The 14864-nt window shown below is 60.2% G+C and carries 10 protein-coding genes; 8 read left to right on the top strand and 2 right to left on the bottom strand.

What is annotated here, in order from left to right; all coding sequences use genetic code 11:
- Positions 1 to 235: 235 nt before the first annotated feature.
- The gene (locus HB376_RS10115) at positions 236 to 520 is read right to left on the bottom strand and encodes a hypothetical protein (protein WP_213763505.1); all 285 of its coding nucleotides are present in this window, start codon (positions 518 to 520) and stop codon (positions 236 to 238) included.
- A 156-nt stretch (positions 521 to 676) separates the two neighbouring features.
- Between HB376_RS10115 and HB376_RS10110 the strand changes: the two genes are divergently transcribed.
- On the top strand, positions 677 to 1480 hold the full coding sequence (locus HB376_RS10110; protein WP_213763504.1) for a hypothetical protein: 804 nt from the start codon (positions 677 to 679) through the stop codon (positions 1478 to 1480).
- A 19-nt stretch (positions 1481 to 1499) separates the two neighbouring features.
- Positions 1500 to 2234: a class I SAM-dependent methyltransferase gene (locus tag HB376_RS10105; RefSeq protein WP_213763503.1), complete on the top strand. Its 735-nt coding sequence runs from the start codon at positions 1500 to 1502 to the stop codon at positions 2232 to 2234.
- A 56-nt stretch (positions 2235 to 2290) separates the two neighbouring features.
- Here the strand turns inward: HB376_RS10105 and HB376_RS40685 are convergent, their stop codons facing one another.
- Positions 2291 to 2473, bottom strand: coding sequence for a rubredoxin (locus HB376_RS40685; protein ID WP_213763541.1), 183 nt, complete (start codon positions 2471 to 2473; stop codon positions 2291 to 2293).
- Between the two features lie 360 nt (positions 2474 to 2833).
- On the opposite strand from HB376_RS40685, the gene HB376_RS10095 reads away from it, so the two are divergent.
- The 6 genes from HB376_RS10095 to HB376_RS10070 all read left to right on the top strand — a co-directional run bounded on the left by HB376_RS10095 (position 2834) and on the right by HB376_RS10070 (position 14836).
- Positions 2834 to 3241 carry a DUF4399 domain-containing protein gene (locus tag HB376_RS10095; RefSeq protein ID WP_213763502.1) on the top strand — a complete coding sequence of 136 codons (408 nt, stop codon included), beginning with the start codon at positions 2834 to 2836 and terminating at the stop codon, positions 3239 to 3241.
- Between the two features lie 211 nt (positions 3242 to 3452).
- Entirely contained in the window at positions 3453 to 5387 is a 1935-nt protein-coding gene (locus tag HB376_RS10090; RefSeq protein WP_213763501.1) for an ATP-binding cassette domain-containing protein, read from the top strand.
- Between the two features lie 339 nt (positions 5388 to 5726).
- Positions 5727 to 7742 carry a DNA topoisomerase IV subunit B gene (locus tag HB376_RS10085; protein ID WP_213763500.1) on the top strand — a complete coding sequence of 672 codons (2016 nt, stop codon included), beginning with the start codon at positions 5727 to 5729 and terminating at the stop codon, positions 7740 to 7742.
- Positions 7743 to 7828: 86 nt separating this feature from the next.
- A complete protein-coding gene (parC, locus tag HB376_RS10080) occupies positions 7829 to 10141 on the top strand; it encodes a DNA topoisomerase IV subunit A (RefSeq protein ID WP_213763499.1) in 2313 nt (770 codons plus the stop codon).
- Positions 10142 to 10362: 221 nt separating this feature from the next.
- Positions 10363 to 10821 carry a CopD family protein gene (locus HB376_RS10075; RefSeq protein ID WP_213763498.1) on the top strand — a complete coding sequence of 153 codons (459 nt, stop codon included), beginning with the start codon at positions 10363 to 10365 and terminating at the stop codon, positions 10819 to 10821.
- A 265-nt stretch (positions 10822 to 11086) separates the two neighbouring features.
- Positions 11087 to 14836, top strand: a complete 3750-nt coding sequence (locus tag HB376_RS10070; RefSeq protein WP_213763497.1) for an autotransporter domain-containing protein — start codon at positions 11087 to 11089, stop codon at positions 14834 to 14836.
- Positions 14837 to 14864: the final 28 nt, after the last annotated feature.

Genomic DNA, 14864 nt, shown 5'->3' with positions numbered 1-14864 from the left:
TGCTCGCAAGGCTGGAAGCAGCCGGGATTGGCCGACGTGCTGCGCTCGAATTCTGCCGGGTGAGGTGCTTAGCCGAGGGCTGCTGGCTGTTTTTATAGCTTTGGCGCAGCGTCAGGCAGGGACGGGGGGTTGTGCGACCGAGTTGTGCGATTGCCCGAATCAGAAGTGCTTGAGCAAGGCGGCGGAGATCCGCGGAGATGACGGGCTCGGGAGCGGGGAACCGTGAAGCAATAACCTAAAGCGGCGACCGGTCTCCGCACACGCCAGTCGCAGCCCCGCGATTGCTGCCCCCCGCCAAACCCGAGATCAAGGTCAATGCCGTTCGCAACATATCGTCCGACAGTGTGCTGTCTTTTGGCCGCGCGAATGGTTTGATCGACTTGTCCGTGCACTCGTTGCCCACGACGCGGTCGTTCGCAGGCGCTGCGCTGCGGATGACGTTATCGGCGGCGACGTTGGCGAACGCGCACCCGCTGGCTGCCAACGCAAACGCAGCAACCCAGTATTTCGTCTGTTTCATGCCCTTTCTCACGGTCGATTAACAAGTAGAACTGCCGATTATCGTTGCCGCTTCATAACAGGGTCAACTTAATCGCGCCAGACCGCCACAATAATCCTCTCGTCTGGAATAAACCGCTACTTCATCCGATAATACAAACGTCGCCCGGGCCTCGCCATGACCGAACTCGAAACCTCTGCCGTCGTGTTCTTGTGCCTGCTCGCGGCCACGGGGCTTGGTGTATTCGTGCGTCCGCTACTCCCTGAGGAACACAAGGCGCATGAAACCGTACAATTGCTGAAACTTGTGGTCGGCATGCTGGTTACGTTCGCGGCGCTTGTGCTGGGTTTGCTGACGGCATCGTCGAAAACTCTATTCGATACCACCACTGCCGACATCCGTGCCTATGCTGCTGCACTGATCCAGCTCGACGACAGCTTGCGCGAGTACGGCCCGGATGCCGACGCTCCCCGCCGGATCCTGCGCGCCTACACGGCGGCCGCGATCGCATCTACGTGGGTGCGGGAACCGCCGCCGCCCGGCAACGATTATCAAAAAACGCTGGTGCCGGGCTCCGGCACCGGTAAACTCGATAGCAGCGCACTGGGCGCGATGCTTGAACGGGCACAACGATACACACGCGAGTTGCAACCGCCTGATCCGTTCCACCAGAAGCTCGCCGAAGAAGCCCTTGATCGGTTCGACCAACTGATCCAGCAACGCTGGAAAATTGTGGAGGAAGCGCGCGGTTCGGCTTCTTCGCCGTTCGACCGGATTCTCGTCTTCTGGCTGCTCATCATCTTCCTTTGCTTTGGCCTGATCGCACCACGTAACGCATTGGCGCTTGTTACGATCACGCTCGGGGCGTTATCGATAGCGTCCACGGTGCTCGTGATCCTCGATCTCAACACGCCGTTCGCGGGCTCCATCCTCGTGCCAAGCCAGTCCATGCGCGATGCGCTTGCTCACCTAAGCCGATGAAACGCTGCCAACTTTTCCGATGCCATCCACGCTCTACACTGACTCGCGCCTCGTCGCGCTCTACGACACCCTGAACCCCTTCGCCACCGATACAACCTTCTACCTGGCGCTGGCCACAGGCATGCAGCGCGTAATCGATCTCGGTTGCGGAACGGGTCTGCTCGCGTGTGAACTGGCGTCGCGGGGGCATCGGGTCATTGCCGTCGATCCCGCGCCCGAGATGCTGCACGTGGCGCGGCATAGACCGAACGGGGACCGCGTTCAGTGGATTGAAGGCGATGCCGGCGCGCTCGCCTTGCTGCCGCCCGCCGACCTGCTGGTGATGACGAGCCACGTCGCGCAGGTTTTCCTCGACGACACCACGTTCCTCAATACGCTCAAAGCTGCACGCTACGCGCTGCGCGACGGCGGCACCCTGGCGTTCGAGAGCCGCAATCCGGCCGCGCGCGCGTGGGAATCCTGGACGCCTGCACAGTCGGGCAGGCTGATCGAGGTGAACGGAGTCGGCGAGGTGGAGGTGTGGCAGGACGACGTGAGCGCAAGCCCGGAGTCGGGCATTCGCTTCAACACGTATTATCGATTCAAGGCGACAGACGAAACGCTGACGTCCGCGAGCGAACTGCGCTTTCGTACTCAGGACGAACTCACCGCCCAGCTTGAGACGGCAGGGTTCCGCCACCTCGCGTGGCAGGGCGATTGGGACGGGGCGGCGGTATCGACCGCGAGCCGGGAACTGATTGTGGTCGCGCGCTGAACCGGCGCGAAATCAGGCTGAAACGACCGAATGCAACGGCTAAGCCCGCAGCCGGATCAGAACTCGACCGCAACGAAATCTTCTTTGCCGACGTCGCATAACGGACAACGCCACGTGTCCGGGATCTCGGCGAAACGGGTTCCGGCCGCAATGCCTTCTTCCGGCAAACCGTCTTCTTCGTTGTATATCCAACCACAAATCAGACAAACCCAGCTTTTATATTCTAAAACTTCACTCACGACAGACTCTTTCTTCTCGTTCGACAAAACATCGTTAAATATTCCACGCGGCGGCGTTGTGCCGGCAAATTCGTATTCCGGGTTATGCCGCGCGTGGCTGCCGAAACGTCCGGCGACCCGCATAGTACCGGAATGTCAGAATCGGTTCATCGAAGTGACGTAGCCCGGGCGGGGCAGAAGCACGGATCCGCGTGATTTCTTATGCTCGGTGTATCCTCTCCCCGGCGGTTTTTGAGTCCCTTGTGTGTCGTCCGGCGGGTCGCGCCGCGTCGATTACGCCACGCGTGTTATACGAAACCGTTTTGGCCTGTCTGGATGGATAGTTGATCCGGCAGCCGCATTCTTCTGGGAGCGAAAAAAATGATGTTCAAGAAAATGTTGTCGGGAGCGGTGTTGTCGAGCGTTTTCCTTGTGGCTGCTGCGGTGCACGCGCAACAGGCCCGGGTGTTTTTCGTCGAACCGAAAGACGGTGCAACCGTCACAAGCCCGGTGCATATGGTCTTCGGCCTGGAAGGCATGGAGCTCGCGCCGGCCGGCGATATGGATCCGCAAAAAGGCCACCACCATGTGCTGATCGACGCAGGCCCGATGCAAAAGGGTCTCGTGATTCCAATGAACGATAAATCGCTGCATTTCGGCAAGATGCAGACGGAAGCGGACGTGAAACTGCCCCCGGGCGATCACACGCTGACCTTGCAATTCGGCGACGGCGCACACCAGTCGTTTGGACCGGAAATGAGCCAGACGATCAAGATCCATGTGAAGTAACGGCCTCGCGCTGCGTGACATCGATCGGCGCCGGGCCGCTCTGATCCTGGCGCTCATCTCAAAAAACGCGGCGCGGCCGCGTTTTTTTGCGGCTTATCGGGCAGCTTTGCCTTGTCCTGATGGCATAGGGCCTGCAAGCGGCCGCCAGGCGCGCCGGTCAAGACCGGTACAATGGCCCCTTCCAGTATTTGCACTTTTCCGGCTGCCTCCCATGTCGCTTTATTCCATTTCGAACGCGCAACTCGCGTTCGGCCACGTTGCGTTGCTCGATCACGCTGACTTTTCACTCGAAGCGGGCGAACGCGTCGGCCTGATCGGCCGCAATGGCGCGGGCAAGTCGTCGCTGCTGAAGATCATCGCCGGGCTCACCAAGCCGGACGACGGCCTCATCACGCGGCAAAACGAGCTCACGACCGTTTACGTGCCGCAGGAACCCGAGTTCGACCTGGAGGCGTCGGTGTTCGACGTCGTCGCGTCCGGCTTGTCCCATGCGCGGGAACTGCTCGACGAATATGACGTCGTGGCGCACAAACTCGCCGATACCCCCGAAGGTCCCGAGCACGACGACCTGCTGACACGCATGAACGCGCTGCAATCCTCGCTCGACCTGCACGATGCCTGGAGCTGGCAAACCCGCGTGGCGACCACGCTGCAGCAGATCGGGCTGGACGGCGACGTTCGTTCGGGCGCGCTTTCGGGCGGCATGAAAAAGCGCGTGGCGCTGGCTCGTGCGCTGGTCGTGCAACCGGACGTGCTGCTTCTGGACGAACCGACCAATCACCTCGACTTCGACGGCATCCGCTGGCTGGAAGAGATGCTGGTCACGCTGCGCACGGGTTTGCTGTTCATCACCCATGACCGGGCTTTCCTCGACAAGGTTGCTACCCGCATCGTGGATCTGGATCGTGGACGCTTGCTGTCGTATCCGGGCAATTACAGCGCGTACCAGACGCGCAAGGCGCAACAGCTTGAGATCGAACAGGTCGAAGCGGCCAAGTTCGACAAGCTGCTGGCGCAGGAAGAGGTGTGGATCCGCAAGGGCGTGGAGGCGCGGCGTACGCGCAGCGTCGGGCGTATCGCGCGGCTGGTGGAAATGCGCAACGAGCGCGCCGAACGCCGCAACGTGCAGGGCAATGTGAAGCTGGATGTGGGCCAAGGCGAGCGCTCGGGCAAGATCGTCTCGGAACTGACCGACGTGACGAAGAAATACGGCGATCGAACGATTGTCGACAACTTCAGCGCGACCGTCATGCGTGGCGACAAGTTTGGATTCATCGGTCCGAACGGTGCGGGCAAGACCACGCTGCTCAAGATGATCCTGGGCGAACTCGCGCCGGACGAAGGCACGGTGCGCACCGGCACCAATACGCAGGTAGCGTATTTCGACCAGATGCGCGCGCAGCTCGACCTCGACAAAACGCTCGCCGACACCATCAGCCCGGGCAGTGAATGGGTCGAGGTGAACGGCGTGAAGAAGCACGTCATGAGTTATCTCGGCGACTTCCTGTTCGCACCGGAGCGCGCGCGTTCGCCTGTGCGCTCGCTGTCGGGCGGGGAACGCAACCGGCTGCTGCTCGCGCGTCTGTTTGCGCGGCCCGCTAACGTGCTGGTGCTGGACGAGCCAACCAACGACCTGGACATCCAGACGCTCGAACTGCTGGAAGAACTGCTCACCGACTACGACGGCACCGTGCTGCTGGTGAGTCATGATCGCCAGTTCCTGGATAACGTCGTGACCTCGGTCTTTGCGTCGGAAGGCGGCGGCATGTGGCGCGAATATGTGGGCGGCTTCACCGACTGGCAGATCCAGCGTGAACGTTCGGAGAGAATCGCTCTGGACGCCGCCCGCGACACGGCCAAGCAAGCGAAGAAGGAAGACGGGCCCAAAGACAGCGGCGCCGGTCGCAATTCGCAGCGCTCGACCAAATTGCCGTACAAGGAAGTGCGCGAGCTGGAGGCGCTGCCGGCGCAGATCGCCGCACTCGAAGCGGAGCAAAAGTCGATTGCGGCCAAGCTCGAAGACGGGTCGGTGTTCGCGAAAGATCCGAAAGAAGGCACGCGGCTGAGCGAACGGCATGCGGCTATCGACGAAGAATTGCTGGTCGCGCTCGAACGCTGGGAAGAACTGGAAGCAAAGCGCAAGTAAGCCGGCCTTTGGGACCTGTGTCTTCCCCATATCGAAAAAATTGTCGAAAACAGTAAAATACGTCGCGTTTTCGGGCGCACGGCCTTGAGGAAAGGGTCACCGAAGGATCTCCGCGGTTACACCGTGGTGACACCTTGCAGTGAAACGCTGTAGTCCAGGCGAGAGGCCGTCGCGGTTTCGAGTTAATAACGCGCAATCCGGCGCGGCCGGCTCAGGCGCGGTTGGCCGGGTTGGCCCGCTATGTTCACGCATTCGCCGGTTGTCCGGCGTGGCCGCTCTCTGAATTCTGCTATCGAATTCGAGTCGCGGCCACCCGGACTGCCGGACCCACGTCCAGACATGTCCACGAAAAAACCCAGCGCCGCCGACAGCGGCAAGAACAGCGGATACAGCGAAGCATCGATCAAGGTGCTCAAGGGTCTCGAGCCGGTCAAGCAACGGCCCGGCATGTACACCCGCACTGAAAATCCGCTGCACATCATTCAGGAAGTCATCGACAACGCCTCCGACGAGGCGCTCGGCGGCTACGGCAAGCAGATCACGGTCACGCTGCACGCCGATCATTCGGTATCTGTCGAAGACGATGGACGCGGCATTCCGTTCGGCATGCATCCGGAAGAAGGCGTGCCCGTCGTCGAGATCGTGTTCACGCGCCTGCACGCGGGCGGCAAGTTCGACAAGGCCGCCGGCGGTGCGTATACCTTTTCGGGCGGCCTGCACGGCGTGGGTGTATCGGTGACGAACGCGTTGTCCACGCGGATGGATGTGACCGTGTGGCGCGACGGCAAGGTCGCGGATCTCGGCTTTTCGAATGGCGACGTGGTGAAGCAGCTTGAAACCCGTGCCATGAATCGCGGCGAGAAGAAGTCCGGGACCCGTGTCACTGCCTGGGCCAATCCCAAATATTTCGATTCGCCGAATCTGCCGGTTGGTGAATTGCAGCGGCTCTTGCGCTCGAAGGCGGTGTTGTTGCCGGGCGTGGAAGTCGTGCTCATCAATGAAAAAACCGGCGAGCGCCAAAGCTGGAAATATGAGGACGGGTTACGCGGTTACCTGCTCGAAGGCATGGGCGGCAGCGACCTGCTTATTCCGTTGTTCGAAGGCGAGCGGTTCGCAGGCAATGCGAAATCGACCGAGGAAACCTTCGCCGAAGGCGAGGGCGCAACGTGGGTCGTGGCGTGGAGCGAAGAAGGCCCGTTGTTGCGCGAGTCGTACGTCAACCTGATCCCGACGCCCGCCGGCGGCACGCATGAATCGGGCTTGCGCGACGGACTGTTCCAGGCGGTCAAGAGCTTCGTCGAACTGCATAACCTTCAGCCCAAGGGCGTAAAGCTGCTGGCGGAAGACGTGTTCGCCCGGGTGTCGTTCGTGTTGTCGGCGAAGGTGCTGGATCCGCAGTTTCAAGGGCAGATCAAGGAGCGTCTCAATAGCCGCGACGCGGTGAAACTCGTGTCGTCGTTTACGCGGCCCGCGCTCGAACTGTGGCTGAACCAGCACGTGGAGTACGGCAAGAAACTCGCTGAACTGGTGATCCGCCAGGCCCAGGCGCGTACGCGTGCCGGGCAGAAGATCGAAAAGCGCAAGAGCTCGGGCGTGGCGGTGCTGCCCGGCAAGCTGACCGATTGCGAATCGACGGATATCTCGCGCAACGAACTCTTCCTGGTCGAGGGCGATTCGGCTGGCGGCTCGGCAAAGATGGGTCGCGACAAGGAATTCCAGGCCATCCTGCCGTTGCGCGGCAAAGTGCTGAACACGTGGGAAACCGAGCGCGACCGGCTGTTCGCAAACAATGAAGTGCATGACATCGCGGTGGCTATCGGCGTGGACCCGCACGGTCCGGACAGCCTGGACCAGAAAGCCGATCTCTCGAATCTGCGTTACGGCAAGATCTGCATCCTGTCGGACGCGGACGTGGACGGCTCGCACATCCAGGTCCTGCTGCTCACGCTGTTCTTCAAGCACTTCCCGCAACTGATCGAGCAGGGCAATGTATGCATCGCGCGGCCGCCGCTGTTTCGCGTCGATGCCCCCGCGCGCGGCAAGAAGCCGGCGCAAAAGCTCTACGCGCTCGACGAAGGTGAGCTCGAGGCGATTCTGGACAAGCTGAGGAAGGACGGCGTGCGCGAGACGCAATGGTCGATCAGCCGCTTCAAGGGGCTGGGCGAGATGAGCGCAGAGCAGTTGTGGGACACCACGATGAACCCGGACACGCGCCGTCTGCTGCCGGTTCAGGTGGGCGATCTTGGGTTTGACGACACGGTCACACGCATGACGATGCTGATGGGCAAAGGCGAAGCGGCGTCGCGGCGCAGTTGGCTTGAGGAGAAGGGCAACGAAGTTGAAGCCGACATTTGACGCGTTCATGCTTCGGCTTAGGCGACGCCCGATCTGACGCTGTACGTACACCCTGAACTTCGTCAACGCATAACACTGGAAATCTGATGGACGATCTCTTCGCGGACCAAGAAGCCGCGCCGGAAGGCGAAAAACTGACGCTTGGCGATTACGCCGAGCGCGCGTATCTCGACTATGCGGTGAGCGTGGTCAAAGGCCGGGCGCTGCCCGACGTTTCCGACGGCCAGAAGCCCGTGCAGCGCCGCATCCTGTTCGCGATGAACGAGATGGGCCTCGCCAACACCGCCAAGCCGGTGAAGTCGGCTCGGGTGGTGGGCGACGTGCTGGGTAAATACCATCCGCACGGCGACCAGTCGGCCTACGACGCGCTCGTGCGTCTCGCGCAGGCGTTTTCGATGCGCTATCCGTTGATCGACGGGCAGGGTAATTTCGGCTCGCGCGACGGCGATGGCGCGGCCGCCATGCGTTACACGGAAGCGCGTCTCACCCCGATCGCGAAATTGCTGCTGGATGAAATCGACATGGGTACCGTCGATTTCATGCCGAACTACGATGGTTCATTCCAGGAGCCGAAGCTTTTACCCGCGCGCCTGCCGTTCGTGCTGCTGAACGGCGCGTCGGGCATTGCCGTGGGGATGGCGACCGAGGTTCCTTCGCACAATCTGCGTGAAGTCGCGGCGGCCGCGGTTGCGATGATCCGCGATCCGAAGATCGATCACGCGCGGCTGGTCGAGCTGATTCCCGGTCCGGATTTTCCGGGCGGCGGCCAGATTATTTCGACTCAGGCTGAGATCGCGGCGGCTTATGAAACCGGCCGTGGCAGCCTGAAGGTGCGGGCGCGCTGGAAGATCGAGGACATGGCGCGCGGTCAGTGGCAACTGGTCATCACGGAATTGCCGCCGAGCACGTCCGGCCAGAAGGTGCTCGAGGAGATCGAGGAACTGACGAACCCGAAGATCAAGCTCGGCAAGAAGGCGCTGAGTCCTGATCAGTTGCAGACCAAGCAGACGTTGCTCGCCTTGCTCGACACGGTCCGCGACGAATCCGGCCGCGACGCGCCGGTGCGGCTTGTATTCGAGCCGAAGTCGAGCCGTATCGACCAGACCGAGTTCGTGAATTCGCTGCTCGCGCACACGAGCCTGGAGTCGAACGCATCGATCAACCTGGTGATGATCGGCGCGGACGGCCGGCCGCGCCAGAAAAGCATCGGCGAGATCCTGCACGAATGGGTCGGCTTCCGCTTCACGACGGTCACGCGCCGCACGCAGCATCGGCTGGGGAAGGTGAACGACCGGATTCATATTCTTGAAGGGCGGATGATCGTCTTTCTGAATATCGATGAAGTGATCCGTGTCATCCGCGAAGCCGATGACCCGAAGCAGGCGTTGATGGACAGGTTCAGTCTCAGCGAGCGTCAGGCCGACGACATTCTTGAAATCCGTTTGCGGCAACTGGCGCGGCTCGAAGCAATCAAGATCGAGCAGGAACTGAAGGAATTGCGCAGCGAAAAGGAAAAGCTCGAAGAGTTGCTGAACAGCGACGCCGCCATGAAGCGGCTGCTGATCAAGGAGATTGAAGCGGACGCCAAGCAATATGGCGACGATCGCCGCACGTTGATCCAGCCTGAAAAGCGGGCAACGTTCGAGGTGCGGGTGGTCGACGAGCCGGTGACGGTGGTGGTATCCCAGAAGGGCTGGGTGCGGGCGTTGAAGGGGCATGGCCTCGATCCGGCCAGCTTCCAGTTCAAGGCCGGCGACGGCATTTACGCTGCGTTCCAGGCGCGTACGCCCGACATGCTGATCGCGTGGGGCAGCAACGGGCGCGTGTACTCCGTGCCGGTTGCAATCCTGCCGGGCGGGCGCGGCGATGGTGTGCCGGTCACGTCGCTGATCGAACTCGAGTCGGGGTCTCACCTGCTGCATTACTTCGCCGCTCCGGTTGAGCAGCCGCTGCTGCTGGCATCGAGTAACGGCTTTGGCTTCATGGCCAAGCTCGGCGACATGGTGAGCCGGGTGAAGGCGGGCAAGTCGTTCATGACCATCGACGAAGGCGCGACGCCGCTTACGCCCATGCCGGTGCTGCCAGGCGCCACGAAGGTCGCGTGCTTGTCGAGTAATGGACGCCTGCTGGTATTCGATATAGACGAGATGAAGACCTTGTCAGGCGGTGGCCGTGGTGTCATTTTGATGGCGCTCGATCCGAAGGAGACGTTGCGGCAGGCGCTGGCTATCGACGCACGCGGTTTGGTGCTGATCGGTACAGGCCGGGGCGGCAAGGCGCGTGACGAGAAACTTGGCGGTGCGGCTCTGGAAACACACGTAGGCAAACGGGCGCGCAAGGGCCGTGCGCCCGAGTCCACTATCAAGGTGACGGAGTTGCGGCCGGTGTTCGAAGGCTGATTACTGACGCGCAATGATGGGTAATGACGCGCCCCGGGTTGGCTAAGCCGGCCCGGGGCGTTTGTTTATCTTGAAAATACTTGAACTGGCTCCGTCTGGCTGAGTCGAACGCCCGAACCTTATGAAAAAGGTGGGAGCCGAAGTGGCGGATAAGTGCTTGCGTGATCAAGCGCTTGGCCCGGCAGTGGGAACCGGTGATTCACCTGCATTTAGGAACGTTAATGAACAAGGCGATTGAAGTGGCGCTGTTCCTGCATTTGTTGGGAGTGGCGGTCTGGATTGGCGGGATGATTTTTGCTCACTTCTGTCTGCGGCCGGCAATAGCGGATTTATCGCCGCAATTGAGGTTGCCGTTATGGGAGTCGGTATTCGCTCGATTCTTTAACTGGGTGGCGGCATCGGTGTTGGTGATATTGCTGACGGGCGGGTTTTTGCTGACGCAATTCGGCGGCGCCCAGGCGGCGTTGCCGTTACACGCCATGGCAGGTCTCGGCATTGTGATGATGCTGATTTTCGGCCATATCCGCTTTGGTGTATTCCCGAAAATCCGCCGCGCAGTGCAATCGCAAAACTGGCCGGATGGCGCGAGGGCGGTGGGTACCATCAGAAGGCTGGTGCTGGTTAATATTGTGCTGGGTGTGGTGACAGTGGGTACGGCGGTTTTATCGCGGGGAATGTAGCGCGTTGTTGCACAAACCGTAGCAGAAACGAATGACGGATTGCAGCGGTCAGTCTCAGCATTTCATTCCATGTTTGAAGGTATTCCGGCTCATGGTCAATACCTTCGCGACGGTCTAGAGTGCTGGGATTTAATCGTCCGGGACATGGGCAATGCGTGCTTCGAACAGGTCAGAAAGGGAATGTTCCGGTCGTTTGGTACGTCAGTCGAAAACGGGGCGTCGTTGGCGGGACGCGTCTATAACCATCCTGATCCTGATCAATTGCATGGTGGGGAAAGCAAATGCAACTGATCTCGGCAGCTCCGCGACCGGTTATGTATTGACTCCGGCGGGCAATCCCTACAACGTGATTGCCGGCGCGTATATTGATACGAGCACGCAGAGTAGTGACGCCATATACGGGGACATCGATCACGACGGCCCCTGGACGCTAACTAACAACGGGTCCGTTATTGGCGGTCATTTCCCTATTCAGTTTGACAGCCCGGCGGTGATCGTCAATAACGGATCGGTAATCACCCAGAGCAGCACGGCCATCGCTTTGTACGACGGCGGTAACGTGACCAATTCCGCCGGTGCCTCGATCGTGGGCCACCTGGATGGTGTCTTTGCCAATAACTCAGATAGCTCGGTCACTAATGGAGGCGACATTGGCGGCTCTGCATTGGACATAACGAAAGCTCAGTCGGGAGTTCACTTGCCGAGCGGCGGAACGGTCATTAATCTCGCGACCGGAAGAATTGCAGGCTATGGCCCCGCCATTCTCGCCAACTCCGCGACTACCGTTCAGAACGCTGGCGTTATTCTTTCGGCGAACGGCACGGGAATCGATCTGACTGAAGGCACGGCCGGAGTTGGCAGCGTGGTCTACAACAGCGGCAGTATCACTGGCGCGGACGGCACGGCGATCCTGTTCGGCCCGGAGAACAATACCTTGATTCTTGCGGGCACCTCGGCGATTACCGGAATCGTCGATGCCAGTGCGCATGGCGTATCCACCACCAATACGCTGATTCTTGGCGGAACCGGTTCGGGAAGATTCGATATTTCAAGCCTTGGTGCGACCGAACAATATCGCGGCTTCGACATTCTGCAAAAAAACGATTCGGGCATCTGGACTTTCACTGGCACTAATGGCGCCGCGCAGACATGGCTCGTGAGCGGCGGCGGCGTGGAGATGGCAGGACGGTTGACCGGTAGCGTCATAGCAACGCCAGGGGCAACGGGGATCGATATCGAGGTGGTGTCCGGCGGCATGATTATCGCTTCGTCGGGAAACGCGGTGTCGGTTAATGATTCGAGCCGTGTAATCAATAGCGGATTAATAAGTAGTAGTGCCGATGGTGCTGCCGCTGTCATCGCGAACGGCGCGGGAACGAGTGTTGTCAATGCGGGTTCCATCGCAGCGATGGGTAGCGCAGCCGGGATTGCGATCAATGCGTCAACTGGCGCGGCGAGCTTGACCAACGAGCAGGGCGGATCGATTACAAGTGCAGCGGGCAATGCTGTACAGGCCGGCTCGAACGTTTCGATTCTCAACTCGGGTTCCATTGCAGCGACGGGCGGAAGCGGAGCGGGGATTACGATCGATGCGTCAACGGGTCCTACGACGCTTCTGAACAAACAAGGTGGATCGATTAACAGCGCGGCGGGTGTTGCAGTGCAGGCCGGGTCGAATGTCTCGATCACCAATGCGGGATCTATCGCAGCGGAAGGTGCAAACGGAACGGGCGTCATGATCGATGCACTAACAGGTTCATCGAGCTTGACGAATGAGCTGGGAGGATCGATTGCAAGTGCAGCGGGCAATGCCGTACAGGCTGGCTCGAACGTCTCGATCGTCAACGCAGGGTCTATTGTAGCGACAGGAGGGAGCGGAGCGGGCATGACGATCGATGCGTCAACCGGTCCTACGACGCTTCTGAACAAGCAAGGTGGATCGATCAAAAGTGCAGCGGGTGTTGCTGTCCAGGCTGGTTCGAATGTCTCGATCACCAATGCGGGGACCATCGCAACAGAAGGGCAAAACGGAACCGGCGTCATGATCGATGCATTAACCGGCGCAGCGAGCTTGACGAATGAGCCGGGCGGATCGATTACAAGTGCGGGAGGCGCTGCCGTACAGGCCAGTTCGAACGTCTCGGTTTATAACGCCGGAACCTTGGCCGGAAATAGCGCCGCGGTGAGTTTTACAGGGTCGAATAACCGCTTGACGCTCGATAGTGGCAGTCAGGTATCAGGCGATCTCGATGGCGGAAACGGTTCGGCAAATGCGCTGGTCCTGCAGGGTTCGGGAACACTGTCCAGCCGCACCTACGGTTTTTCCACGCTCGCGATGCAAGGCGCTGACTGGACCGTGTCCAGTTCTGTTCAGGTAGGTAGCTCAAGCGTTATTGAAAGTGGCACCTTGCGGCTGAAAGGCACCTTGACCAGCCCGGCGATAACCGTCGCTCCGGGCGCCACCTTGACTGGAACAGGAACCTTGAATGGCGCGCTCATGGTGCAAGGCGTCATTGCACCGGGCGTGACGGGCACCGCAGCAACAACAACCGTTCTTCAGCCTTTGGCGATCGGCACGCTGTCAGTCATTGGCTCATACGTCCAGACTGCTGGCAGCCGCTACGAAGCCAATGTCTCGCCGCAAGGAATCGATCTCATCAGCGTCGATGGCACCGCAACGCTACAGGGTGGCACCGTACAAGCGCGGTTGCGCGCTGGATTATTCACGCCAAGTGACACGTACAAGATAATTAGTACAACTTCTGGCCTGAATGGCACTTACTCGGGCATCACAGTATCTAACCCATTCGTCTTGCCGACGTTAGTCTACGACGCGAACAATGCATACATTCACGTACAACGCGGCTTCCAGTTCGCCGGTGGCACGCCAAACCAGATAGCGGTCGAGGCGGCGCTCGATCACGGCGTAGCGGGCATCGGCGCGGGTGCTTTGCCGACTCGCGATTTTCTGTCCGTCACGGGTGACCTGCTGAACCTCGAAGGTTCATCGGCTTACGCGGCACTCGACCAACTGGGCGCGGAAGCCTATACGGCGTTCCCCAACGCGCACTTCGAAGCCGCGCGGCTGGGCATGGACGCAATCGATTCAAGATTGACCGCGGCACGCACCACAGGTGCTTGTGCGGCAGGCGAGGCGACTGCGTTGCCTGCCAATGGAACACGGGCATGTTCGTGGATCAGCGTGCTCGGCAGCACGGGCAGCACAGGCGGGTATGACACGTGGCTTGGCCAGCAAACAAGTCTGGCCGGCGTGATATCCGGTGTCGATTATCGCGTTGCGCCGCAGTTCACGCTGGGCGCCGCGTTGGTTGCTATCCATGGCAATACGTCGACGGATACGCTGCCTGTTCACGGCCAATTTGATACCTATCAGGCTGCGCTTTACGGCAGCTATGTGCCGGGAGCGTATTGGCTCCAGGCCACGATTGGCTATGCACGCAATGACGATGAAATGAAACGTTCCCTCCTTTTCACCGATACCCCGCGCACAGCGCTGGGAAACGTCGATGGAAACCAGTACTTCGCATCGCTACGTAACGGCGTGGATCTGCCAATGGCGAAATTCGGTGTATTCACGCCATTCGTGGCGCTTGAAATGCAGAGTGTGGAGAGTCCGGCATTCACTGAAACCGGAGCAGATTCGGCGAATCTGGCCGTCTCCGGGAATACGGCGAATTCAATGCGGTCGCTACTGGGTGCGCAATGGCGTAAAGACGTCGACTGGATCGGCCGCGCCTGGAGCCTGAACGCGCAACTGGCCTGGGCTCATCAATATGGCGTGCAGACACAAGCGATTAACGCGAGCTTCGAAGGCGCAGCCGATAGTGATTTTACGGTTCACGGCAGCGGACCGGCGCGAGATATGGCACAAGTCGGTCTTGGTGCGCGAGTGGAATTGGGCCGGCAAATCCACGCTTTTTTACGCTATGACGGTGAATTTGGCGGTGGTGGTCACACGCATGCAGGAAGTGCAGGTGTCGATTACCGGTGGTGACGCCAGGAAACCTGAGCTAATCGACCCA

The organism is Caballeronia sp. dw_19 (assembly GCF_018449515.1).
In the GTDB taxonomy this organism is placed as follows: Bacteria; Pseudomonadota; Gammaproteobacteria; order Burkholderiales; family Burkholderiaceae; genus Caballeronia.
This window is presented reverse-complemented; position numbering and strand designations above follow the sequence as displayed.